This is a genomic window from Apolloniradiicaulis salifontis (assembly GCF_053756655.1).
Genome location: NZ_CM132387.1, coordinates 2849617 through 2872607, shown reverse-complemented (window position 1 = coordinate 2872607; position 22991 = coordinate 2849617). Strand labels below are relative to the sequence as shown.

General features: G+C 68.1%; 22 protein-coding genes. 20 read left to right on the top strand and 2 right to left on the bottom strand.

What is annotated here, in order from left to right; all coding sequences use genetic code 11:
• The first annotated feature begins 29 nt into the window (after positions 1-29).
• The 18 genes from ACWCOP_RS13655 (at position 30) to ACWCOP_RS13570 (ending at position 18554) form a co-directional block, all read left to right on the top strand.
• Entirely contained in the window at positions 30-1619 is a 1590-nt protein-coding gene (locus ACWCOP_RS13655) for a GspE/PulE family protein (protein ID WP_478248842.1), read from the top strand.
• On the top strand, positions 1612-2814 hold the full coding sequence (locus ACWCOP_RS13650; RefSeq protein ID WP_478248841.1) for a type II secretion system F family protein: 1203 nt from the start codon (positions 1612-1614) through the stop codon (positions 2812-2814). The genes ACWCOP_RS13655 and ACWCOP_RS13650 overlap by 8 nt, the downstream gene beginning before the upstream one ends.
• A complete protein-coding gene (gspG, locus tag ACWCOP_RS13645) occupies positions 2814-3257 on the top strand; it encodes a type II secretion system major pseudopilin GspG (RefSeq protein ID WP_478248840.1) in 444 nt (147 codons plus the stop codon). The genes ACWCOP_RS13650 and gspG overlap by 1 nt, the downstream gene beginning before the upstream one ends.
• Entirely contained in the window at positions 3235-3660 is a 426-nt protein-coding gene (locus ACWCOP_RS13640) for a pilus assembly FimT family protein (RefSeq protein ID WP_478248839.1), read from the top strand. The genes gspG and ACWCOP_RS13640 overlap by 23 nt, the downstream gene beginning before the upstream one ends.
• Complete coding sequence (locus ACWCOP_RS13635) at positions 3641-4009, top strand: hypothetical protein (RefSeq protein WP_478248838.1); 369 nt, start codon at positions 3641-3643, stop codon at positions 4007-4009. Before ACWCOP_RS13640 ends, ACWCOP_RS13635 begins: the two co-directional genes overlap by 20 nt.
• Complete coding sequence (locus ACWCOP_RS13630) at positions 4006-4602, top strand: PulJ/GspJ family protein (protein WP_478248837.1); 597 nt, start codon at positions 4006-4008, stop codon at positions 4600-4602. Before ACWCOP_RS13635 ends, ACWCOP_RS13630 begins: the two co-directional genes overlap by 4 nt.
• Positions 4599-5495: a hypothetical protein gene (locus ACWCOP_RS13625; protein ID WP_478248836.1), complete on the top strand. Its 897-nt coding sequence runs from the start codon at positions 4599-4601 to the stop codon at positions 5493-5495. The genes ACWCOP_RS13630 and ACWCOP_RS13625 overlap by 4 nt, the downstream gene beginning before the upstream one ends.
• Entirely contained in the window at positions 5492-6040 is a 549-nt protein-coding gene (locus ACWCOP_RS13620; protein WP_478248835.1) for a hypothetical protein, read from the top strand. The genes ACWCOP_RS13625 and ACWCOP_RS13620 overlap by 4 nt, the downstream gene beginning before the upstream one ends.
• Positions 6037-6453, top strand: a complete 417-nt coding sequence (locus tag ACWCOP_RS13615) for a hypothetical protein (protein WP_478248834.1) — start codon at positions 6037-6039, stop codon at positions 6451-6453. The genes ACWCOP_RS13620 and ACWCOP_RS13615 overlap by 4 nt, the downstream gene beginning before the upstream one ends.
• A 108-nt stretch (positions 6454-6561) precedes the next feature.
• The gene (gene gspD / locus ACWCOP_RS13610; protein ID WP_478248833.1) at positions 6562-8622 is read left to right on the top strand and encodes a type II secretion system secretin GspD; all 2061 of its coding nucleotides are present in this window, start codon (positions 6562-6564) and stop codon (positions 8620-8622) included.
• Complete coding sequence (locus ACWCOP_RS13605; RefSeq protein ID WP_478248832.1) at positions 8619-9416, top strand: type II secretion system minor pseudopilin; 798 nt, start codon at positions 8619-8621, stop codon at positions 9414-9416. Before gspD ends, ACWCOP_RS13605 begins: the two co-directional genes overlap by 4 nt.
• Positions 9417-9513: 97 nt before the next feature.
• Positions 9514-12633: an FG-GAP-like repeat-containing protein gene (locus tag ACWCOP_RS13600; RefSeq protein WP_478248831.1), complete on the top strand. Its 3120-nt coding sequence runs from the start codon at positions 9514-9516 to the stop codon at positions 12631-12633.
• Positions 12633-13856 carry a tetratricopeptide repeat protein gene (locus ACWCOP_RS13595; RefSeq protein ID WP_478248830.1) on the top strand — a complete coding sequence of 408 codons (1224 nt, stop codon included), beginning with the start codon at positions 12633-12635 and terminating at the stop codon, positions 13854-13856. The genes ACWCOP_RS13600 and ACWCOP_RS13595 overlap by 1 nt, the downstream gene beginning before the upstream one ends.
• Before the next feature lies 1 nt (position 13857).
• Positions 13858-15096 (top strand): tetratricopeptide repeat protein, encoded by a 1239-nt coding sequence (locus ACWCOP_RS13590; protein WP_478248829.1) that lies wholly within the window; start codon positions 13858-13860, stop codon positions 15094-15096.
• A gap of 112 nt (positions 15097-15208) precedes the next feature.
• Entirely contained in the window at positions 15209-15637 is a 429-nt protein-coding gene (locus ACWCOP_RS13585; protein WP_478248828.1) for a hypothetical protein, read from the top strand.
• Positions 15638-15652: 15 nt separating this feature from the next.
• Entirely contained in the window at positions 15653-16786 is a 1134-nt protein-coding gene (locus ACWCOP_RS13580) for a hypothetical protein (RefSeq protein ID WP_478248827.1), read from the top strand.
• Between the two features lie 114 nt (positions 16787-16900).
• A complete protein-coding gene (locus ACWCOP_RS13575; protein WP_478248826.1) occupies positions 16901-17926 on the top strand; it encodes a GSCFA domain-containing protein in 1026 nt (341 codons plus the stop codon).
• The gene (locus ACWCOP_RS13570; RefSeq protein ID WP_478248825.1) at positions 17916-18554 is read left to right on the top strand and encodes a hypothetical protein; all 639 of its coding nucleotides are present in this window, start codon (positions 17916-17918) and stop codon (positions 18552-18554) included. Before ACWCOP_RS13575 ends, ACWCOP_RS13570 begins: the two co-directional genes overlap by 11 nt.
• Positions 18555-18889: 335 nt before the next feature.
• Here ACWCOP_RS13570 and ACWCOP_RS13565 read toward each other — a convergent pair whose 3' ends face one another.
• Positions 18890-19555, bottom strand: a complete 666-nt coding sequence (locus ACWCOP_RS13565; RefSeq protein WP_478248824.1) for a hypothetical protein — start codon at positions 19553-19555, stop codon at positions 18890-18892.
• A gap of 352 nt (positions 19556-19907) precedes the next feature.
• On the opposite strand from ACWCOP_RS13565, the gene ACWCOP_RS13560 reads away from it, so the two are divergent.
• Positions 19908-20144, top strand: coding sequence for a hypothetical protein (locus ACWCOP_RS13560; protein ID WP_478248823.1), 237 nt, complete (start codon positions 19908-19910; stop codon positions 20142-20144).
• Between the two features lie 11 nt (positions 20145-20155).
• Here the strand turns inward: ACWCOP_RS13560 and ACWCOP_RS13555 are convergent, their stop codons facing one another.
• Positions 20156-21670: a vanadium-dependent haloperoxidase gene (locus ACWCOP_RS13555; protein WP_478248822.1), complete on the bottom strand. Its 1515-nt coding sequence runs from the start codon at positions 21668-21670 to the stop codon at positions 20156-20158.
• 204 nt (positions 21671-21874) lie between these two features.
• Between ACWCOP_RS13555 and ACWCOP_RS13550 the strand changes: the two genes are divergently transcribed.
• The gene (locus ACWCOP_RS13550) at positions 21875-22987 is read left to right on the top strand and encodes a DegT/DnrJ/EryC1/StrS family aminotransferase (protein WP_478248821.1); all 1113 of its coding nucleotides are present in this window, start codon (positions 21875-21877) and stop codon (positions 22985-22987) included.
• The last annotated feature ends 4 nt before the right edge of the window (positions 22988-22991 follow it).

Genomic DNA, 22991 nt, shown 5'->3' with positions numbered 1-22991 from the left:
GCCCGGCCCGCAGGCTTAGGATCACGGATATGACGGCGCATCCAGGCCTTGCTCACATCCTCGCCTCCGGCGCGCTGGACGCCGCCGACGCCGCCCATGTGCGTGCGCTGGCGACGCGCGGCGAAGCGCCCGACCAGATCCTTTCAAGACTGGGGCTCATGGACGAGGCGGCGATCGCGCGCCAGTTCGCCGAAGCCGCCGGCCTCGATGCGGTGATCGACGGCGAAGGGCTTCAAATCGATGCCGTGTCCGTCAGCTCCAGGGTGAATCGCGCCTTCCTCGCCGCCGCAAGGTGCGCGCCGCTCACCCTGGACGGCGGCGCCGCGACCGCCCTCATCGCCGATCCGTTCGACACCGACGCAACCGCCGGTCTCGCCTTCGCCCTGGGCGCCCCGGTGCGCTTCAAGGTGGCCCCCGCCGGCCTGATCGAGCGGTTGATCGCGCGCCTGCCCGATGCGGCCGTCCCGGATCCGGGCGGCTTTGACCGCGATATCGCCGCCGACGCCGAGCGCCTGCGCGACATGGCCAGCGCAGCACCCACGGTGCGGCTGGTCTCGGGGCTGATCCTGGACGCCGCCGAGGCGCGGGCCTCCGACATCCATATCGAGCCGGGAGCAAGAGAAGCGATCGTGCGCCAGCGCGTGGACGGGGTCTTGCGCGAAACCGGGCGGATCGCCGCCAGCCAGGCGCTGGCGGCTGTGTCGCGCATCAAGGTGCTGTGCGATCTCGACATCGCCGAGCATCGCCGCCCCCAGGACGGGGCGCTGCGCTTTCCGGTGGCCGGACGCACCATTGATCTGAGGGTGTCGGTGATCCCCACCGAGCATGGCGAAAGCCTGGCGGTGCGCCTGCTGGACCCGACAGCCGGCCTGCGCGATCTTGAGGCGCTGGGCTTTGCGCCGGCGGTGACGGCGGCGCTGCGCAACGCGCTGGCCCGGCCCAACGGGCTGGTGCTGGTGACCGGCCCCACCGGCAGCGGCAAGACAACCACGCTTTATGCGGCCCTGCGCCATCTTTCGGGCGGCGAGCGCAAGATCCTCACCATTGAAGACCCTATCGAATACCGGCTCTCCGGCGTCTCCCAGTCTCAGGTCAATCCGGCCATCGGGATGGATTTCGCCCGCGCCCTGCGCAGCTTCCTGCGCCACGATCCCGACGTCATCATGGTGGGCGAGATCCGGGACGCCGAGACCGCGCGCGTCGCGGTTCAGGCCGCCATGACCGGCCATCTGGTGCTCTCCACCCTTCACACAAACGACGCGCCGGGCGCGGTGGTGCGCCTGGCCGATATGGGCGTGGAGCCCTACCTGCTCGCCGCGACGCTGGCCGGCGCCTTCGCCCAGCGCCTGGTGCGCACGGTCTGCGCCGACTGTGGCGGCGCCGGCTGCGGGCGCTGCGCCGGTTCAGGATATGCCGGGCGCGTCGCGATCGCGGAAGGCTTCGTGGTGGACGACGCAGTGCGCGCCCTGGTGCGCGATGGCGGCGGCGGCGAGACCCTGCGCACGCATCTCACCGCCCGCGGCTTTGTCTCCATGGGAGAGGACGCGCGCGCCAAGGCGGAGGCGGGCCTGACCACACGCGAGGAGGCGGCGCGCTTCGCCGGCGCCTTTGATGAGTGAGGCCGCCGCCCGCTGGCGCTATGTCGCCCAGCACGCCGACGGGCGCACGCTTCGCGGCGAGGTGGAGGCGGAGAGCGAAGCCGCTGCCGCCGCGCGCCTGGCCGGGGAAGGTCTGACCCCGGTGCGCCTCACCGCAAGGCGGGGTCCGGCGCTGGAAAGCGGGTCGGAGCGCTTAAGCGAAGCGCGGTTCGCCGGGCTCATTCGAAGCCTTGCTGATCTCACCACCGCCGCCGTGCCCGTGCGCGACGCTCTGGCGGCGCTGAAAGCGCGCGCCCGCCATCGCGGCGAGGCGGCGCTGCTCTCGCGCGTGCTGGAGAAAGTCGAAAGCGGGACGAGCCTGTCTCAGGCGCTGAAAGACGATCCCGCCGGCGCGCCGCCCCTGGTCCCTGCGATGATCGCGGCGGGTGAGGCCTCGGGCCGCCTCGGCCCGGTGCTGGAGACGCTTTCAGCCGAGCTTGAAGCAAGGGTGGAGACCCGCAAGGAGCTCACAAGTGCGCTCCTCTACCCGTTCGCGATTCTCATCCTTTTTATCCTTACGGTGTTTTTCCTCAGCTACTGGGTCCTGCCCGAGTTCGAGACGCTGTTTCGCGGCGCCGGCGCGCCGCCGCCGGAAACCGCCTTCGTTCTGGCCGCCGGCGCTCTGGTGCGCACGGCGGGGCCGTGGCTGCTTCTGGCCGGTCTCGCGCTTGTGCTCGCCGCCGGGCGGGTGATGGCGCGCCGTCCCGAGATCGCGGCCCGCATCGCCGACCGCACGCCCTTATTGTCGGGGGTGCGCGCCAAGCTGGATGCGGCCCGCTTCGCCAGGACCCTCGCGCTTCTTCTGGATAATGGCCAGCCCTTCGCCCGCGCCGAGCAGGTGGCCCGCGCGCTTGTCGCGTCTCCGGCGCGCAAGGCCCGGCTGTCCGCGGCCGCCGCCCTCATGCGCGACGGGGCGGGCCCGGGCGACGCGTTTGAGAAAACCGGCGCCTTGCCGGACTCCATGCTCGACCTGATCAAGCTGGGCGAACGCACCGGCGGTCTCGCCTTGCTTCTCAACCGCGCCGCGCAATTGTATGAAACCGAGGCGCGGCGCACGGTGCGGCGCGGGGCCGATTTGCTGGGTCCCGCCCTGATCGCGGTGCTGGGCGTGGTGATGGCCGGGCTGATCGGCTCGGTCATGAGCGGTGTCCTGAGCCTGAACGAGGTGGTCTATTGATGGCGCGCAAGACTTCGGATCGATCCTGCGAGGCGGGCTTCACCTTGTTCGAGCTTCTGGTGGTGCTGGCGATCCTCACCCTTCTGGCGGCCATCGTGGCGCCGCGCGTGATCGGGTATCTGGGCCGGGCCAAGGCCGATGTGGCGCGCTCGCAAATGTCCAACATCGTCACCGCGCTGGAGCTCTACTATCTCGATATCGGCGGCTATCCCCGCGAGGACCAGGGCCTGCCCGCCCTTGTGGCCGCGCCTGAAATCGACGGCGAACCGCTGGCCGCCTGGCGCGGGCCGTATCTGGGCGACGAGACCGCGCTGACCGATCCGTGGGGCGCGGCCTACATGTATGTCTACGATCCCGAAACCGACCGGGCGCGAGTGGTGAGCTATGGCCGGGACGGCGAGCCGGGCGGAGAGGGCGAAGATGGCGATCTCCTCGCGCAGTGATGCAGGCTTCACCCTGCTGGAAATGCTCGTCGCGCTGGCCATCGGCGCTGTGGCCGCCGGCGCGCTGGCCGGGCTTACGCGCACGGTCTCGCCGCGCCTTGAGCTGACCCAGGCCGCTGAACAGATCGCCGGGGATTTCACTCGCGCCCGCGCCGAGGCGCGCCGCACAGGGCGGGCGGTGGAGGTTCGCCTGACCGAAGACGGCTATGGCATCGCGGGGCTGGACCTTGAAGAATCCTGGCCGGTCATTCTGGTCTCGCAGCCGGACCGGCTGGTGTTTCAGCCGGTGGCCGGCGCCAGCATGAGTCCGGCCTCGAGCCTTGTCCTTGAACATCGCGGCGCACGCGTCGCCATCGAGATCGCCGCAGTCAGCGGCCGTGTCCATGTCCAGATCCTCGACTGATCAGGACGGCTACGCCCTCACCGAGGTGCTGGTGGCCGCCGCCATCGCCGGCGCCGTACTGGCCGCCGGGATGAGCGCCTTCGCCAATAGCGCGCAGAGCCTGCGGGCCAGCGGCGAGGCGCGCGAATCAGGGCTCGTTGCGCGCAATATCGAGGCGCGCCTGCGCGCCGGCCTGCCGCCGCGCCTTGCGGTGGAGGGCTATGACGGCTGGAGGGTCGCGCTCATCCCGGCCAACCTGCCCGCCCACCCGGACACCGGCGCGGTGATGAGCCAGGTGCGCATCACCGGTCCGGGCCGCGCCGACCATGTCTTCCTGTTGGTCGAGGACGGGGTGGGGCGAAACCCATGACGCGCGAGGCCGGATTCACCCTGACCGAGACGCTGGTGGCGGTGGCGCTGCTCGCCATGATCGCCGTGGCCGCGACACCGGCGGTGCGCGGCGCGGTGTCGGCGAACGCCCGGCTCACGCAGGCGGCGGGCGAGGCCGAAGCGCATTTGCGCGCCGAACAGGTCTTGCGCGATCTCCTGGGCGTGGCGGTGCGCGCCGACTTCGCCGACGAGGCCGCGTTCACGGGCGATTCGCGCGGCTTCAGCTTTCTCGCGCGCCCCGGTGGCGGCGCGCCGCTGAGCGTACGGGTGGCGGCGAGCCGATCAGGTCTGGCGCTGACGGCGGCGCCCTGGCCGGGCGGAGCGACGTCCAGCGAGACCCTGACGGGTCCGGACGCGGCTCTGGCGATGCTGTATTTCGGAGATCCGCATGGGCTTGGAGCGCCGCGCTGGTTCGACGCCTGGCCGGGACCGGCGCCGCCGCGCCTGGTGGTGGTGGACATGGCGACGGGGCCCGATGGCGCGGTGCGGCGCATGGAGATCGCGGTGGGCGCGGGCGCGGACCTCGCCTGTGATTATGATTCCGGGCTGCAGGCCTGCCGGGAGGGCGCATGACGGCGATGACATCGGCCAACAAAGCCGCCCGCAGCGCCGGGGCGGTCTGGGGCTGGGCCCTGCGCGAGACCGGCGCGAGCCTGCCGGGTGCGTTCGCGCATCTGGGCGCCACCGGTCGCGCAAAGCTTGTCCCGCTGGACCGGCAGGGCGAGCCCGGCCCGGCCCAGGGCGCGCGCCGGTCGCTGTTTGCACATTGGCGCCATGGCGGGGCGCCGGGCGGGCGTCTGGTGGTGCTGCTCAGCCCGGAAGCGGTGCTGCGCCGCACGCTCACCTTGCCGGCTGAGGCGGCGGGAGATCTGGAGCAGGCGGTGCGCCTGCGCTTTGCCGCGATCTGCCCGATCCCGCCGGAAGACGCGTCCTTTGCGGTGACCTCACGGGGCTGGTCGCCTGATGGCGCGCTGACCGCCGAGATCGCCATAGCCCGTCGAAGCGACCTTGAAAAAGCGGTGGCGGCGGCGTCTTCGCGGGCCGGCGACTGGACCGTGGCCGCCGATTTCGACGGGCAGGGCCCCGCGCTTGTCTTTGCTGAAGGCGCGCCGAAAGGCCGGCCCAGCCGCTGGCTCATGGCGGCCCTGGCGCTGGCGGGTCTGGCGGCGGCCTGGACCGTAGCCGACGCAAGCCTCAGTGCTGGAATTTCCGGTTTCGAAGCGGCGCGCGCCGATCTTCTAACCCAGTCGCGGGCGCTGCAGGAGTCGGCGCCGGACGCCGAGGCTGCGGCGCGCCTTGCGGCCTATCCAAGCCTTGCCGCGGTGCTCTCCGGCGTCGCAAGCGCTGAAGCGCGGCTGCCCGAGGGCGCAGCGGTGGAGCAGGTGCGCGTCAATCAGCGCTCCGGCCTGATCATTCTGAGCGATGGTGAAGCCCTGGCGCTGGACATTGCGGAGCTGCAGCCATGATCGCCCGCCTCTCCCTTTTGCCCCTGGCCGCCCGGCGCGCCATCGCCGTGTCACTGGTGATCCTCGGCGTCGCCGCGCCGCTGCTTGTTGCCTTGGTTCTGGTCCTCTCTCTCGTTGAACGCAGCGCCGCGCGCGGCGAGGTGATGGCCGAGACCACCCGCCTCCACGCTGCGCTGCAGGATCGCCTCGACGCGCTTGGTCCGTCCGGTCCGGCGCCCGCCCGGACCGCCGACATGGCCCAGACCGCGTTGATCGAGACCGCTGCGGGAATCGCTGGTGAGTTCAGTGACGCGCCGGTGAGCTTCGCCATCGGCGCGCCCCAGGAGGCGCGTCTTCGCGGCGTATCGGAAATCCGTCTGGAGATCGCGCTCACCGGCGCGCCGGACGCGGTGGCCGACGCGCTGGCCCGGCTTGAAACGCGCGAGGCGCGGGTCTTCCTGTTCACACTTTCCGCAGTGGACGAAGATCTGGTGCAGGCGCGAATTGTCCTGGTCCGGACGGTTCAGGAAGCGGGTCAGGATTCAGCCCGGGAGTCCGGGTCATGACCCTTGATCGGTTTTCACTGGCCTGCATCGCCGTCGGCGCGATTGGCGCCGCTGCTGCGCTTGGTCTTCTGGTCACGCCAACACCTGAGCCGCCGCGTGTGAGCGCGCCGAACCCCGCCACTGCGCCGCAGGTGGACGCGTCGGCGCTGGCCGCGCTCACCGCCCGCCTCGCGCCGCCGCAGGACGCGCCCGAACCCGGCGCCCCGGCGGACAGGATCGCCCTTCGCCTGATCGGTCTGGTGCAAAGCGATGAGGGCCGGCTCGCCGTGCTCAGCGACGGCGCGCGCACCTACACGGTGCGCCCCGGCGACAGCGTGTCCGGCTATGAGGTCCTGGAGCTCGACGCCGACGGGGTGCGGCTTCAAACGCCGGACGGGGCGGTCAGGCTGCGCCTGGGCGGCGATCGGGGATGAGCGGGCGGCGATGCAGTCGTTCCTCCCTTGCGATGCGGCGCGCCGTGGTGGCGGCGGCGGGCGGCTTGGGTTAGGGTGCGCCATGAGGTGCCGGGTCGGGACATGTCCATGAATTTTCGTGCAGATACGCTTGGCTGGGCGCTCGCCGCCTTGCTGCTGTCCGCATGCGCGGCCGGCCCGCTTGCGCCGGCGCCCGGCGCCGCGCAGCCGTATTCCGACCCTGCGCCCGCACCTCGCGCTTCCATGGAGCCCGCGCCCGCATCGCCCGCGCTCGTCACCCCCGCGGGCGAGGCGATCCCCGATGATCCAGCCCGCCTTGTGTATTTCGATGATCGCCGCGGCGGACGCCTGCCGGGGGGCTTGAGCGAGCGCGACTTTCAAACCCGCACCCTCGGGCTCGATTTCGTCGATGCGCCGGCCGCCGATGTCGTGCGCGCCGTGATCGGCGAGGCGCTGGGCGAGCCGGTGTCGGTGGCGTCCAATATTTCCGGGCGCATCACCCTCACCGCCCCTGAGCCCGCACCCGTGCGCGCGGCGCTGCAGGCGCTTGAGGCGGTGCTGGCAGAATCCGGCCTGGCGCTGGTGGAACGCACCGACGGGTTTCTTCTGACCAGCGCCGATCAGGCCGCCCAGGGCGCGGCCCGTCCCGGCGCGCGGCTGGGTTTCGGCGCGCGCATCACGCCGGTGCGCCACACCACCCCCAATGCGCTTTTGGCGCTGATCGAGCCCTTCATCACGCCGTCAGTCTCGGTGAATGCTGACGATGAAAGCGGGCTTTTGATCCTCACAGGTCCCGGTCCGGACGTGGCGGCGGCCGCCGAAGCGGCGGCGCTGTTTGATACGCCGGCCCTGTCTGACCGGGTGTTCGGCCTGTTCGAGCTGCGCTTCGCCGATGCGCGCACGGCCGCCAGCGAGCTGGACGCGGTGCTGACCGCCAGCGGGATGACGCCGGGCACGGCGCGCATCCTGCCTCTGCCGCGCCTGAACCTGCTGTTTGTGGCGACCCGCACGCGCTCCCAGTTTGATGATGCGCAGGCCTGGCTGACCCGGTTCGACCAGCCCTCGGGCGGCGATGAGCGGCGGCTGCGCTATTATGTGGCGCGCAACACGCCCTCCACCGCGCTGGCGCGCCAGATCACCGCGGCCTTCGCCGGCGGCGAGACCGCAGCCGGCGCGGCGGGACTGCCCAGATTCGCCGGCGCGGCGGAGGGCCAGGCCGGGCAGGCGCCTGGGCAGGACGGGGGCCAGGATTCAGAGCAGGGTTCTCGCCTCACCGTCATCGCCGACGAGCTCAACAACGGGCTGATCATCCGCGCCACCGATCAGGAATATCGCGAGATCGTCGATCTTGTGGACCGCATGGACGTGATGCCGCCCCAGGTGCTCATCGAGGCGACCATCGCCGAGGTGCGCCTCACCGATGCGCTAAGCTTCGGGGTGCGCTGGTTTTTTGAAACCCGCGGCGGCGAGGGCGACGGCACGATCGGGTTCACAAACGATTCAGAAGGCGGCGCCGGTCCGGTCTTCCCCGGCTTCAACTACGCGTTTGTGGGCGCCGATATCAATGCGGCCCTGAGCGCGCTCAACGCCGTCACTGATGTTTCCGTGCTCTCGGCGCCGTCGATCATGGTGCAGAACAACCAGACCGCAAATCTGCAGGTGGGCGACGAGGTGCCCATCGTCACCCAGACCGCCCAGTCGGTCACCGATCCAGGCGCGCCCATCGTCTCCACCGTGGAGCTGCGCGAGACCGGCGTGATCCTGCAGGTCAGCCCGCGCATCAACGCCAGCGGCATGGTGGTGCTCGACGTGATGCAGGAAGTGTCCAGCGTGCGGCCGAACAACACGTCCGGCATTGATTCGCCCACCATCCAGCAGCTGCGCTTCACCTCCACCGTGGCGGTGCGCAGCCGCGCCACCATCGCGCTGGGCGGGCTGATTCGCGAAAGCGAGACCACCAGCGGATCCGGCGTGCCGGGATTGAGCCGCATTCCGGGGCTCGGCGCCGCCTTCCGGTCGCGCTCCACCACCACCGAGCGCTCCGAGCTGGTGATCTTCCTGACCCCGCGCATCATCAATTCCGATGACGACCAGAGAAGCGCCCTCAATGATCTGCGCCGCGACATGCGCGCGCTCGAGGCCCGTCAGCCCGGCCTCTTCGATCAATGAAGCCGGCGGCGCGAGAGCAGGGCTCCGCGCTGGTCTTCGTGCTGTGGATCGCGCTTCTGGTCTCGATCCTGGCCGCCGGCGCCGCGCTGGCCGTGCGCGCCCGCATCATCGAGACACGGATCGAGGACACCGTGATGCGCGAGCAGGCGGCGCTGCGCTCCGCCCTGGATCTCGCCGCCTTCCAGATCGCGCTGGAGGGCCGCGCCAGCGTCAGCGTGTTTCCGCGCACCGTCTCGATGAACGGTTTCACGATTGAAACCGCGCTTTCCACGACCCACGGCCGGATCGACGTCAACCTGGCCGACGACACCGCCTGGATGCGCCTGTTCGCCGCCGTCGGCGCCGGAGAGGGCGTTTCTCGGCGGCTCACCGACCAGATTCTCGACTGGCGCGACAGCGACGCCGCTCCCCGCCCTTTCGGCGCCGAGCGTGACGCCTATGACGCCCGGCCCGGCGCCCGCATCGGCGACCGGCCGTTTCTGGATATCCGCGAGCTGACCCTGGTGCTCGACATGACGCCGGCGCGGCTGGCCTGCATCGCGCCGTATCTCACCGTGCAAGGCGGGACCGGCCCGATCCAGGGCGCCCCGTTGTACGGGCTGGAGCCGCCGGCGGGGGCGGACGGCATCCGGGTCTCTCTCACCGCGCGCCTTGTTAAGCCGGACGGTCCGGGGCGGGCGATGACGGGGCTCGCCCAGTTCGGCGCGGCGCGGGCGCGGCCCTTTGAATGGGTGAGCTTCACCGGGGATGACGGGCTGGACGCGGTCTGCCCCGAGGGCGCTTTCGGTGCTTGAATCAGGGGCGAATTCAGCGGTGCGGCGTGGTTCCTTGGCGCGCTGATTGAGGTATGGTCGCGGGTGAATATCCGGGGCGGAACAGGACTTGTCCGATATGGGAGATCTCATTCTCACCTCGCGCAAGGCGCGCATGGTCTGGGCTGTTCTGCTTGTGGCCCTTCTGGCCTATCTGTTCTGGACCCAGTCGCGCTATCCCAGCCTTGATGAGAAGGCGATGATGAGCGGTGCGATCCAGCTGGAGGATCCGCTCAGCTTTGAAGCGCTGATCCCGCTCCTGCCCGAGCACGGCACGCTGGAACGTATCGGCATCTCCACCATCAACTGGATCAAGACCAATCAGAAGGGCATGACCTTCGGCGTCCTGTTCGCCGCGGCGTTCCTAACGCTGCTGGGCTATCTGCGCCGGCGCAGTTTTTCGGGGCCGTTCGCCAATTCGCTTTACGGCATGTTTCTGGGCGCGCCGCTGGGCGTATGCGTGAACTGCGCGGCGCCCATCGCCAAGGGCCTCTACTCCGGCGGATCCAGGGCCGAGACGACGCTCTCGGCAATGGTCGCCTCGCCGACGTTGAACATCGTGGTGGTGACCATGGCGTTCTCGCTTCTGCCCTTCTACATCGCGGTGACCAAGATTGCGCTTTCGATCGGGGTGATCCTTCTGGCGGTGCCGATCCTGTGCCGCTTCATCCCGGAGGAACGCCTGCAGAAGGCCGAGTTCAGGGAGCCGGCGGCGCCCACGGCGCCGGCGGCGCGCATGGACATCGAGGCGCAGCCGGGCGAAAGCGTGTTCGACGCCACCTGGCGCTTCGGCCTCGATTACGCGAAGAATCTCTGGTTCATCCTCTACACCACCGTGCCGCTCATGCTGCTGGCCGGTTTTCTCGGCGCGGTGGTGGCGACGCTGTTTCCGCTGGAAACGCTGGCCGGGCGCGAATTCGGCCCGCTGGGTCTGGCGTTCGCGGCCGTGGTGGGCGTCATCATGCCGGTTCCCATCGGGTTTGACGTGGTGGTGTCCGGCGCGCTTCTGAACGGCGGGCTGGGGCATGGCTACATCATGACGCTGGTGTTCACGCTGGGCTCGTTCTCCATCTACTCCTTCTTCATCGTGGGCGGCTCGGTGGGCTGGCGCGCGGCGGCGATGCTGGGCGCGGTGATCATGGCGCTGGGATTCCTGGCGGGTTTGGGCGCGCAGGCCTGGTATTCCCATCAGACCAGCCGGGCGCTGGACATGCTCACCGTGTCCGAGCTTCTGGTCCCGTCCGCTCACGCGGCGTCCTACGAGTTTCAGCCGGTGTCCGGCGTGCAGGCCGGCGCCGCCGGACCTGCAGGGCCAGGCGCTGTGAGCGTTGAGGCCTTCCCGTTCAATCCGCGTTCGCCGGCCGGCGATACGCCGTTTGTGCGCCAGGAAGCCTGGCGTGTGGGCATCGATCACGGCATCGAGTTCACCATGGCCGACATGTGGCCGCCCTTCTGGGAGGGGCGCTCGGTCTCCAGCGGCGATATCGACCGGGACGGCGATCTGGATCTGGTGTTCGCCAGCGATTCCGCGGGGTTGCATGTCTACGCCAATGACGGGGCGGGCCGGTTTGAGCGGGTGGCGCTCGATCTAGGGCCCATCGCCGATATGGCGGTGTTCAACGCCGCCCTGGTGGATCTGGACAATGACGGATTTCTCGATCTGTTCGTGACCACGTTTCGCGAGGGAATGTTCATCATCCCCAACGTCAACGGCGCGCTGGATCTGTCCGCCCGGCGCATGGTTGCCAATCGCGAGGACGCGGTGATGGCGCTGTCGCTGGCGTTCGCCGATATCGAGGGCGACGGCGATCTGGACGTGGCGCTGGGCAACTGGGCGGCGGGCTGGTATCGGCGCGTTCCCGGCGAGGAAAGCCGCAACCGCATCCTGTTGAATGAGAACGGCGTGCTGGACGGATCGTCCTATCGCGACCTGCCGGGCCTGCCGGGCGAGACGCTGTCCATGCTGGTCTCCGACCTTGATCAGGACGGGGCCGCGGACCTGGTCGTGGGCAATGATTTTGAAATCCCGGACTATTTTTACTTTGGCGACGGCGAGGGCGGACTGACCGCCGTGACGGCCCAGGATGGGGTCATCCCCCACACCACCACCACCACCATGGCGGTTAAAAGCGCCGATCTGGACAATGACGGTCGTTTTGAAATCTACACCGCCCAGATCGCCGGGCGCTCGTCCGGGGTCTCCGACCGCCTCACCATGCAGCCCTTGTCGCGCTATTGCGACGGCGTGGAGCGCGAGAACGATCTTGAGACCTGCACCACCAATATGGCGATCAAGCGCTGGTACCGGTCCGGGCACAGCTTCAATCCCGGCTACGCCTCGCGCTGCGCGCAGATGGAGGGCGTCTATCGCGACGAATGCCGGGCCATGCTGGTCAAGGACATAGCCATTCAGCGCCGCGACGCCTCCCTGTGCGCCCTGACGCCGGAGACCCAGCCACGAATCCGCCAGCTCTGCGAAGTGCATTTCCAGCCTTCACGCCCGATATCGGCGGAAGAAGCCAATGCCGGAATTGCGCAGATCCTGGGGCGCAACGTGCTCCTGGTGCGCGGTGAGGACGGGATCTATTCCGATGAGGCCGAGGCGCGCGGCGTCGAGGTGGGCGGCTGGAGCTGGGACGTGAAGATCGCCGATTTCGATTCGGACGGCTGGCAGGACATCTATATCGTCAACGGCACCTGGGTGCCCAACGAGGTGAGCCCGTCCAACATCTTTCTGCGCAATGACGGGACCGGACACTTCACCGAGGAGACCGAAGCCTTCGGTCTGCAGGACTTCATGATCACGGCGGCCTCCATCTCGGCGGATTTCGATCACGACGGTGATCTGGATATTCTAACCGCGCCGGTGAACGGGCCGCCGGCCCTGTTCACCAACACTAGCCAGACAGGGCGAACCATCGCGTTCCGCCTGGAGGACGCGGTGGGCGTGCGTGACGGGATCGGCGCGCGCGTGGCCATCGAGACCGCAGCGGGGCTTCAGGTGCGCGAGCTCCAGTCCGGCGGCGGATTCATGGCCTATGAGGCGCCCATCGCCCATTTCGGTCTCGGCGAGATCGACCGGGTCGATCAAGTGACGATACTCTGGCCGGATGGAACTTCAAGCGTGTTGGACAACGGCTTCGACGCGGGCGCCCTTTACGTGGTGCGCCGCGGCGCGGGCGACGGGGAGGGCGCGTAGTGGATGTGCGAATTCAATCGGGCCTGATCGCCGCTGGTGCGGTCGCCGCCGGGCTGGCTTTGGGGTGGTTCCTGTTCGGCCAGGAAGGCGAGCCCGCGCCCGGGCCGGAGCTGGACGGCATGGCGGCGGCCGAGGCCGCCTATGAGGCCGGCGACATGGCCGAGGCCTATGAGCGTCTGCTGCCGCTGGCCGAAGCCGGCGACGCGGTGGCCATGCAGCGCGTCGGCTTCATGTTCGCGGAAGGCCTTCACGTGGAGCAGGACGTGGAGGTCGCTCTGGACTGGCTGGAGCGCGCCGCGAGCGCCGGCGCCGGCGAGGCGGCGCGTCTGGCGGGCCGGCTGCTGCGCGAGCAGGGCGAAGCGTCAAGCGATGTGCGCCAGCAGGCCGATCTGTTCGACCGCGCCGCGCAGTTCGGCGATGTGCAGGCCCAGGCGGTGGCCGGCTCCTATTACCTGCAGGGCGCGCTGGGGCGGACCGCCGATCTTGATCGCGCGCGCCAATGGCTCACCGCCGGCGCCGAGGCCGGCGATCCGCGCGCGCAAAGTAATCTTGGCTATATGTACGCCACTGGAACCGGGTTTGAGACCGACCTTGAAGCGGCCCGCCTCTGGTATGGCCGCGCCGCCGAGCAGGGTCTGGTGCGCGCGCAGGCCGCCTATGCGCTGATGCTGGAGACCGGGAGGGGCGGCCCGGCGGATCTTCCCGAAGCGCTCGGGTTTTACGTCAACGCCGCCGAGGCCGGGCACGCGCCCGCCATGGCGAAGCTCGGCGAGTTCATCGCGAACGGCCAGATGCAAGCCTCTGAGGGCGGAAACGGGGCGGCGTACCTCGCCGAAGCCGCTGCGCTGGGTTCAGGGGCTGCGCTGGCCCGGCTTTCAGAGCAGGCCGCATCCGGTGACGCCTCCGCCGCCACCGCTCTGGCCGCGCTTTACGGGGCGGGCCGCGGGGTTCCCGAGAACACCGTTCGGGCGCTGGAGCTTTACACGATCGCCGCCGAGCGCGGCGAACCGGCGGCTCAACTCGCCCTGAGCGGGGCGCTCGCCGCCGGGCGCGGGGTGGAGCTTGATTATGTGGAGGCGCATAAATGGGCCAATCTGGCGGCGGCGCAGGGCTATGCCCCGGCGCTGGAGGCGCGCTCGGCGCTGGCCGATCTCATGACGCCGGACCAGCTCGCAGAGGCCCAGGCGCGCGCCAGCGCCTGGACCGCATCCGGCGAACAATAGCATGCGCGCCCGCCTCGCCTTTCTGGCCGTCGTGATCGCAGGCTTCGCGCTGGCCTCCACCGGCGCGCAGGCGCAAGGCGACGGCTGGGCGTCCGCGGTGGACGCGGCGCTGGAGGCGGGAGATCCGGTCCGGGCGACCTCGATCCTGGAGGCGGCGGCGCAATCGGGCGACGTGCATGCCCAGACGCGGCTTGGCGATCTCTTGCGCCGCGGCGACGTGGTCAGTCAGGATCTTCGCGCCGCCGCGCAATGGTATCAGCGCGCCGCCGACCAGGGTCACGCCCCGGCTCAGAACGCGCTGGGCCGGCTGTATTTTGAGGGCGTAGGCCGGGCCGCAGACCGGGAACGGGCGCTTGAGCTTCTCGCCGCCGCCGCCCTTCAGGGATCGCCCGGCCATGGTCAGGACTATGCGCTGGCGCTGGAGGCTGCGGACCGTCTCGAGGCGGCGGCGCAGTGGTATGCGCGCACCGCCGATCTTGGCCATGCGCCAGCCATGACCAGCCTGGGGGTTCTGGCGCTGGACGGGCGCGGGATCGAGCAGGACGAGGCCCGCGCGCTCGCCCTCTTCACGACGGCGGCCGACGAGGGCGATGCGCGCGCGCAAAACAATCTTGGCTTGATGTATGTGCGCGGCGCCGGCGTGGCGCAGGATTATGAGCGCGCGGCGGGATTGTTTCAGGCCGCCGCCGATCAGGGCCTGTCCCAGGCGCTTGTGAATCTGGCGGTGCTTTACGAAAACGGGTTCGGCGTGGCGCTCGATGAAGCTGAAGCGGTGCGGCTTTATCGCGACGCCGCGCGCTTTGACGTGACGGGGCTGGACGGCTTGCTCGCCGATCTCGCCGTTCCGTGGCCGGACCGGTTGGCGGCGTTCGATCCTTCGCCGGATGCGGCGGGGCGCGATGCGGCCGCCGCGGCCGCCGGCGATCCGGTGGCGCGTTTTGCGCTGGGATACCGCTTCTCGATCGGGGCCGGGCGACCGGTGAATTTTCCCGAAGCGGCGCGCCTGTATCGCGCCTCGGCCGAGCAGGGCTTCGCCGCGGCGTCGCTGAATCTGGGCCTGCTTTATATCCGGGGCCTTGGCGTGCCGCAGGACTATGTCGCCGCCTATGGCTGGCTGGTGCGCGCGGCCGCGGCGGGAGAGCCGGGCGCAGCGGCGCTCCGCGATGCGCTGTTCGCACGCATGAGCGAGGCGCAGCGGGCGCTGGCCTCCGAGCAGGCGTCCACGGCGCCACGAGATTAAACGTGCAATCATCTGTTTGCTGAGCTACCCTCCGGCACGGATAATAAGGTTTTCCATGTTGAATCGTTTGGGTATTCGCCTCTCAGGGGCTATCACGACCGGGTCTGCGAGCTTGCTTGCAGCGATGGTCGCCTGCGCCGCGCCGGCTTTTGGCCAGGAGCAACTGGACGCCGAGCCGCGCTTCGCCGGGGAACGTCTCGTCTTCACCGTATCGGGCTCCTACACCAATTATGTGCTCAGCGTGTCCGGGCCGGAAAGCTATTATGCCCAAATTCAGGGCGCGCGATCGGCGCCAACCTTGCGGCTGCGCGATCACGGCGCGGTTCCCGACGGGCTGTACCAATGGCAATTGAGCGCCGCCACGACCCGGACGGTTCCCGGCGCGGCGCGCATGGACCAGACTTCAAACGGACGCGAGCCCGGCGCAGGAACGCCGCGCATCGGCGCCCAGACCTCCGGCGCCTTCCGCGTGGAAGACGGCCGGATCATGATTTTTGATGACCTGCCCGAGCCCGCGCCTGGCGCCGGCGAGGGCGGTTAAAACGGGGGACACACCATGTCGAAATTCTTCAATGCGCGCACTGCGCTCGCCGGATTCGCGGCCGCCGCGGCTCTGAACGCCGGCGCCCAGGCCGACCAGGTGTTCGCTGATGATCTGATTGTCCAGGGCAGTTTTTGCGTTGGAACGGACTGCGTGAATAACGAGAATTTCGGCTTCGACACGATCCGGCTGAAAGAAAACAATACGCGCATCGCATTTGATGACACCTCCAATTCCGGGTCCTTCCCCAATGTCGATTGGGAGCTGCAGGCCAACGAATCGGCCAATGGCGGGCAGAACCGGTTCGCCTTTATCGATCGCACGAACGGCCGTACGATCTTCGTGATGGAAGCGGCCTCGCCGAACAATTCGCTGTACATCGACAGCACCGGCAATATCGGCATGGGCACCTCCACCCCGGCGCTCCCGCTTCATGTGGTCGACGGAAACAGCCCGGCCCTGCGCCTCGAGCAGGACGGCTCGTCCGGTTTCACCGCTCAGACCTGGGATATCGCCGGCAATGAGGCGAACTTCTTCGTCCGCGACGTGACCAATGGCAGCCGCCTGCCGTTCAAGATCGTTCCTAACGCGCCGACCAACTCACTCTATGTCGCTGCGAGCGGGGATGTCGGAATGGGCACCCAGTCGCCGGCGGCGGGCATGCACATCCAGCGCAGCACCGGCGGGTTCGCGTCCATGCTCAGGATGCAAAACGATGGTCCCATGGCCATGATCATGGATAATAACGGCTCTAACGCTGTCGAGTGGCGCATGGGTATGGGCCTGACCGGCACCGAACTTCTCCTCGTAAGCCCGGACGGCCCTGGAGAGGAGTTCGCGTTGACCACCAGCGGCGATCTGAGAATTCTTGGCAACTTCATTTCCGGCGGCCAGACCCTGACTGTTCCCGACTATGTCTTCGAGGCTGACTACGACCTGCGCACCCTCGCCGAGGTCCAGGCTTTCATCGAAGAGAACGGCCACCTGCCCAACGTGCCCTCCGCCGCCGACATTGCCGAGAACGGCGTGAATTTGAGCGAGATGCAGATGCTTCTCCTGGAGAAGGTCGAAGAGCTGACGCTCTACACTCTGGCCCAGCAGGAGCAGATCGACGCAATGTCGGTGGAGCTCGCCTCGGTCCGCCAATAGCCGGTAAACTCTCTAGCGTCGCGCCCCAGTACATTCGAACCAGCGTGCCGAAACGGACGTTTGCGGCCCCTAATCGAGGCGTCTGAAAGTTTGGCTCCTAATCCGTACTCCTTGATGCCTGCGCGTCAGTTCTGGCGCACCGGCGTCGCCGATCCGGGGCCGTTCGGCCTGGACGACCTGCACCGGCCGCGCTTCGGCCTGAGCCCGCGCGACCGGATCATGACGGTGGGATCGTGCTTTGCACAGAACATCAGCAAGGCGCTGCGCCGTGAAGGGTTCCACTGGCTCGTAACCGAGCCGGCGCCGCCCGGCTTGTCGGCGGAATCGGCGAGGCGCTTCGGCTATGACATTTTCACGGCCCGCACGGGCAATGTCTACACCAGCGCGTCTATGAAGCAGTGGGTCGAACGCGCCCTTTCCGATACTGATTTCGACGACGAGATCTGGCGCGAGGCGAGCGGGCGCTTCCGCGATCCGCTCCGCCCGACGGTGGAACCGGACGGATTCGCCAGCGAAGCCGAGCTGCGCACGGCGCGAACGCGGACCTTCGGCGCGCTGCGCGCCGCGTTCGCCGAGGCCGACGTTTTGATCCTGACCCTGGGGCTGACTGAAGCCTGGCGCCATCGCGACACCGGGCTGCTCTATCAGATGTGCCCGGGGGTCCAGGGCGGCGAATTCGACCCGGAAATCCACCGGCACGTGAATTTTCGTTTTGACAAAGTAATGGCCGACCTGGAGGCGGTTATCATCCGCCTTCAAACCTTCAACCCGACGCTCAGGATCATCCTCACCATCTCGCCGCAGCCATTGACGGCGACTGCGGAGGACATGCACGCCCTTGTGGCGAACGCCTACACCAAATCGGTTCTGCGCGCGGTCGCCGGCGAAGCTGCGGTGCGCCACGAGCGTGTGGACTATTTTCCCAGCTACGAAATGCTCGCCTCACCCTCCATGCGGGGGATGTTTTACGGTCCGAACATGCGCACGGTCGAACCGCCGGGCGTCGACTTCGTCATGTCGCATTTCTTCAAAGCTTATTGCGGCGGCGAGACGTCTTGGCGGGGCGCGCCGCGGGCCGGGGCGCAGCGCGACGAGGCCGAGTGCAACGAGATGATTCTCGACTTCTACAATGCAAACTGAGCTGTTTTTTGTCGGAGATTCCCATGTCTGCGCGCTCGCAGAGGCGGCGACGGCGCGCGGTGTCGCCTGGCGCGGCGGGCCACTGGGCGCCGGCAAGCAGCTTCTAGAGCCGTTCTGGCGTGTGGAGGGCGGCGAGTTTGTCTTCACCGGACCGGGCGCGGCGCAGTTGACAGACCGGTTCCGGCCGCTTCTGAGCTTTGACGGCCCGATCGTATCGACGATCGGGGTCAACACCCGACGGTTCGTGAGAGATTTCGCACACTGGGCGGAGCGGCTGGGCGCTCCGGCCTCGCCGGATGCGGTCTCCTCCGCCACGCTCGAGGCTCTGGTCGCCGACTCCCGCCGCACAGCGCTTGAGTTCTATGCCGTTTTGGCCGCGCACGGGCGCACAGTCTACTCGGTCGCAACGCCGCCGCGGATCAGCCGGGACTATCTGGCGCTTTGCAAGGCGTTTGAAACGCGGTTGACCGAGGACCTCAAAGCGGCTGGCGCCAACCCGCTGGATGTGGGGGAGGCGGCGGATGAGGACGGTCTTCTGCGCGCGCAGTTCGCCTCGCCTGCCGATGAAGCGCACGCCGGTCGCGCCTTTGGCGAGCTTGTGCTTGACGCCCTGGCGCGCCGGCTCTGACCCCGTTCGAGCGCTACGGCCGGCTTGAGGGGGGGGCGATGATCTCGAGCAGGGCGGATCGCCGGTGACCAGTTCAGGGTCGAGCCCGGCGCGCGCAAACGCGTCGAGAGTGACATGTGCCTCGTCCGGGAACTGATCGACGGCGCCTATGAGCGTCGTTTCGAGCCGGCGGCGGGCTCCTCTTGGAGCGGCGACCTGAAGCGCGGCGGTTGCGATGAGGGCGACAAGCCTGACAGGCCCCTCTCACCCGTGCTGGACTCTTCAAGACCGGCTCGGCCTGACTGCGATCTGGATCGGGCGAGCGATCAGGTCGCGAAAGGTTTGCGTCACTTGGTTCAGGCGACAGGTCCGGGATAAAGACCGGTCAGTTCCCGCGTCGACTTGAAGGCTGCGTAGATCACCGCGCGCTGTTCGGCCGTTACCTCGGAGACCGTCATGTGCACCTTGCGCCGGTAATCCGATTTCGCACGCGATTGCAGCTTGAAGTCCGGGATCCCGAGATCCGCTGCAAGCGCCCCGAGGTCTTCACTCAACCGTTCATACGAGAGCACACGGTCGACAAGCAGCCGTCCGGGGACGTCTGGATCCTCGTACTTCACCGCATCAAGAGGGAAGGAGCCCGCGCGGACATATGAGTCCCAAGTCAGCGCACTGCGCGCGTCGGCGTTCAGGCCCGATTCGTCATCACGATTCTTGAGCATGTGAAAGTGCGACAGGCACTTTTCGACCGGTTCGCGCTCGACACAGAACTTGAAAAACCCGTCAAAGATCTCAAGCCCGAGCGCGGCGCGCACCTCGCTCGCTCGCATGTGGTTGCGGAAACGCGGCGCGTCGTCCCGGTTCTGGAAATTCCGCGGCGTGTGCCCAGGCACGGGCGGAAGCACGGGTGTGACAATCGCTTCGGCTTCAATCCGCCGCGACAGATCGACCTCGATGGAAGTGCCGGCCGTCTTGCGGGTTTTTATAAAAATAAACCGATGACGAAAACTAACGATGGTCAATCTGCGTCTCCAGCTTTCGAGTTCAGAAGACGAATAACCATGGAAAAATCAATCTGCAAGACAGAAGGGTGTGCGCCGAGATGGAGAAAGAACGATAAGCGGCCACCGCATTCTCGAACGCGCTGGAAGTCCTGATTTATTCCGAACTCAAGCCTGGAGCGACCCGCCTGAGCGCGAGAGGCCGGCTCCGGGTAGCCTCATCTGACATCGCCACCCTATGGTGAGAACAGGTCTGTCCGTCCCGACACCTGAGCGCCGGGCTTCAGCGCGGCTCTAACGCCATGCTCGGCCGTCATTCTCGATTTACATCACGGCGGCGCATCAACTGGTCAGGCCGCTGACACAGATTCCTGTGTCCCGCCTGTCAGGCGCGCGCCGACAGCCAGACCAGCGAGACCCCTCAAGGATTATCGAAGAGGTACGCCATGTGCTCGGCCCGGAAGTGAGCGAGCTGGAAGCCAAGCGCTCCGCCTTAGGACGAGCCCCGGCGCTCACCTGCGGCGACGGCGCCGATGCGCTGGCCCTGCCGCTCGGAGCGCTCGTGCTCGACGTGCTGGCGCGCGAGATCGAAGACTCCTCGCACCGCTAAGCCGACCGGCGCTATTGCGCCGCGGGGCTGTCGGGGCCGCGTCGGGCCGTGGGCGCACTTCCGTCAAAATAGCTTTCAAACACGGGCCAGAGATGGGCCGAAACGCGCCGCCCCATGACCAGCCCCTCCACATTGTCAGCTGCGATGTGATAGCCGCCATAGAGCCGGGAGACCCCCGCCCTCTCGGCGGTCTCGGTGAAGGTCTCAAAGCGCAGGGTGACCGGGACTTCATGGCCAGGCTCGGTCAGCGAGCCGGCCATGAGATCCACCTGGTAGCCGAAATCATCCGAACCGGTGAAGCGGCGCAGCGTCTCGGCTGCAGCCGCGCTCACGGTTGAATGGCCCGACGGATAGCCGGCGAAGGGCGGTGTGGGAAAGTCGGCCGGAGAATAGGGATGCCAGCGCGAGGCGGGCAGATCCACCGTGCCCGCACCCGGTCCGCCCCAGCCGGCGATGGCCTCCTCGCCAAAATAATGGCGGACCAGCGTCCAGGGGCGCGAGGTGTCGTAGTAGATTTTCGACTCCCAGCTGGCGATGAAGGCGTCCATGGCCGTGTTGGCGACAGCGAAATACATCTTCACGTCCGTATCCAGATCATTGCCGTCGCGGCACGACACGATCTGGGACATCTGCAGCCAATGGCCTGACTGACCGGTTGAGCCGGGCCCGTCGCGCATGAACTCCACCAGCGCCTTTTGTTCGGTGGTCAGTTCCGCGTTCATGCGGGCGACCTCTTCGGTCTCGGCCATGAGCTGTTCGCCGTCCACAAGCGGTGGGGGCGGGGCGCGGAACTGGTCCGCGCGCTCGAGGCCGAAGGGCGCGACCCGGTACCAGTGCGGGGTCAGCCATTGCTGGACCGCCACGCCGCCCCTGCCGTCGCTGGCCGGGATCGGTTGCCAGCGGTCGGGATCCACGACGCGCTCGGGCCCGTTCACCGGTCGATACATGGTGTAGTCTGAATAGGGCTCGCCGCTGGAGCCGCGCTCGCTCCCGCTCTGGTTTGCGCCGTCGCCGCGGCGCGCCTCCAGCACCGCCTCGGCGGCGAGGCGGCCAACGCCCTCGGGCCGCAAGGCGTCGCGGGTGACAAGCTCGGGATCCAGTCCGGCGCGGGCGAAGGCGTCGAGAATCACGCCCGCATCATCGGGAAACTGATCAAGCCCGGCGACCAGCGTGGCGTACGCGATGGCGATGCGCTTGTTCTCATCGGTGCGCTCGGCCTCCGGCTGGCGCAGTTCGCCGCCATATTGCGTGCCCACGGCCACCGGGTCGTAGGCGGCCCAGGCGTCGAACACGGCCGTCTGAACGATCGCCATCTGGCGCGACAGGATGGTCGGGCGCGCGCCGACACGACTCACCTCGCCGGCGGCCGCCCCCAAGGTCGTGTCCAGCCATGCATGGGCTGCGCTCGGGGTGTAGCCCTCGGGCGCAATGGCGGCGCAGGATGTCTCGGTGCTTGCGCCGCCGGCCGGGGCGCTGACCTGAAGGGCGGCGAATGCTGCGCCGGCCGCGAGTGTGACGATATCCATGATCTGACCGTGCCGCGTTTCCTGAAGGAGAGTGTTCTATCGCCGCCCGCAAATCCTGACCACCTTGAAGCCGGCTCCGGTCACGCTTCGTCACCATTCGTGATTTACGTCGCGGCGGCGCATCAAGTAATCGGACCGCTAACGCAGAGTCCGGCGACGCGCCCGTCAGGCGCGCGCCGAAAGCCAGACCAGGGAGAGCCCGCCATGATCCCCTTCATCGACCTCGCCGCCCAGCGGGCGCGCATCAAGGACCGGCTGGAGCCGATGATCGCCAGGATCATCGAAGAGGGACGCTATGTGCTCGGCCCGCAAGTGAGCGAGCTGGAAGACAAGCTCTCCGACTTCGGACACGCCCCGGCGCTCACCTGCGGCAACGGCACCGACGCGCTGGCCCTGCCGCTCATGGCCTGGCGGCTGCGCACCGGCGACGCGGTCTTCGTGCCGAGCTTCACCTTCGCGTCCACCGCCGAGGTCGTGCCCTGGCTCGGCGCCACGCCGATCTTCGTGGATATCGATCCCGACACCTACAATATGGATCCCGAAAGCCTGAAGCGGGCGATCGAGTGGGTGAAGACCCAGCCCCAGCTGAAGCCGCGCGCGGTGATCGCGGTGGATCTGTTCGGCCAGCCTGCGGACTATCCCGCGATCTCCGAGATCTGCAAGGCCGAGGGCATGATGCTCATCGCCGATAGCGCCCAGGGCTTTGGCTGCACGCTGAACGGCAAGCATCCGGTGGAATGGGCCGACATCGCCACGGTGAGCTTCTACCCGGCCAAGCCGCTGGGCTGCTATGGCGATGGCGGCGCCATGCTGACCCGCGATGAAGACCTCATGGCGATGCTGAAATCCCTGCGAAATCACGGCGAGGGCGAGGAGCGCTACGCCTATGCCCGCATCGGCATGAATTCGCGCCTGGATACGCTGCAGGCGGGCGTTCTGCTGGCCAAGCTGGAGATCTTCGCTGATGAGATCGAGGGCCGTAATCGCGTGGCGCGCGCTTACGCCGAAGGTTTCGGCGATGTGGTGAAAACCCCGGCCGTGATCGATGGCGGGGTGTCGGTCTGGGCGCAGTACACGATCGAGGTGGATGACCGCGACGCGTTCCGCAAATCGCTGGCTGATTCAGGCGTTCCTACGGCGGTGTATTATCCCGTGCCGATCCACCACCAGGCGCCCTATGCCCGCTTCCCCACCGTGCCCGGCGGACTGCCGGTCACCGACGCGGCGGCCGGGCGCGTCGTATCGCTTCCCATGGACGCCTATGTGGAGGGCGAGCGGCTTGAAACCGTGATCAATGCGGTGCGCAAGGCGGTCTAAGACC

Bases quoted from the DNA above. Each gene is read 5' to 3' on its own strand.
- ACWCOP_RS13575 (WP_478248826.1), top strand. From the start codon at position 16,901: ATGCCTGCGCGTCAGTTCTGGCGCACCGGCGTCGCCGATCCGGGGCCG.
- ACWCOP_RS13625 (WP_478248836.1), top strand. From the start codon at position 4,599: ATGACGGCGATGACATCGGCCAACAAAGCCGCCCGCAGCGCCGGGGCG.
- gspD (WP_478248833.1), top strand. From the start codon at position 6,562: ATGAATTTTCGTGCAGATACGCTTGGCTGGGCGCTCGCCGCCTTGCTG.
- ACWCOP_RS13555 (WP_478248822.1), bottom strand. From the start codon at position 21,670: ATGGATATCGTCACACTCGCGGCCGGCGCAGCATTCGCCGCCCTTCAG.
- ACWCOP_RS13655 (WP_478248842.1), top strand. From the start codon at position 30: ATGACGGCGCATCCAGGCCTTGCTCACATCCTCGCCTCCGGCGCGCTG.
- ACWCOP_RS13580 (WP_478248827.1), top strand. From the start codon at position 15,653: ATGTCGAAATTCTTCAATGCGCGCACTGCGCTCGCCGGATTCGCGGCC.
- ACWCOP_RS13615 (WP_478248834.1), top strand. From the start codon at position 6,037: ATGACCCTTGATCGGTTTTCACTGGCCTGCATCGCCGTCGGCGCGATT.
- ACWCOP_RS13590 (WP_478248829.1), top strand. From the start codon at position 13,858: ATGCGCGCCCGCCTCGCCTTTCTGGCCGTCGTGATCGCAGGCTTCGCG.
- ACWCOP_RS13630 (WP_478248837.1), top strand. From the start codon at position 4,006: ATGACGCGCGAGGCCGGATTCACCCTGACCGAGACGCTGGTGGCGGTG.
- ACWCOP_RS13635 (WP_478248838.1), top strand. From the start codon at position 3,641: ATGTCCAGATCCTCGACTGATCAGGACGGCTACGCCCTCACCGAGGTG.
- ACWCOP_RS13550 (WP_478248821.1), top strand. From the start codon at position 21,875: ATGATCCCCTTCATCGACCTCGCCGCCCAGCGGGCGCGCATCAAGGAC.
- gspG (WP_478248840.1), top strand. From the start codon at position 2,814: ATGGCGCGCAAGACTTCGGATCGATCCTGCGAGGCGGGCTTCACCTTG.
- ACWCOP_RS13620 (WP_478248835.1), top strand. From the start codon at position 5,492: ATGATCGCCCGCCTCTCCCTTTTGCCCCTGGCCGCCCGGCGCGCCATC.
- ACWCOP_RS13650 (WP_478248841.1), top strand. From the start codon at position 1,612: ATGAGTGAGGCCGCCGCCCGCTGGCGCTATGTCGCCCAGCACGCCGAC.
- ACWCOP_RS13600 (WP_478248831.1), top strand. From the start codon at position 9,514: ATGGGAGATCTCATTCTCACCTCGCGCAAGGCGCGCATGGTCTGGGCT.
- ACWCOP_RS13570 (WP_478248825.1), top strand. From the start codon at position 17,916: ATGCAAACTGAGCTGTTTTTTGTCGGAGATTCCCATGTCTGCGCGCTC.
- ACWCOP_RS13605 (WP_478248832.1), top strand. From the start codon at position 8,619: ATGAAGCCGGCGGCGCGAGAGCAGGGCTCCGCGCTGGTCTTCGTGCTG.
- ACWCOP_RS13640 (WP_478248839.1), top strand. From the start codon at position 3,235: ATGGCGATCTCCTCGCGCAGTGATGCAGGCTTCACCCTGCTGGAAATG.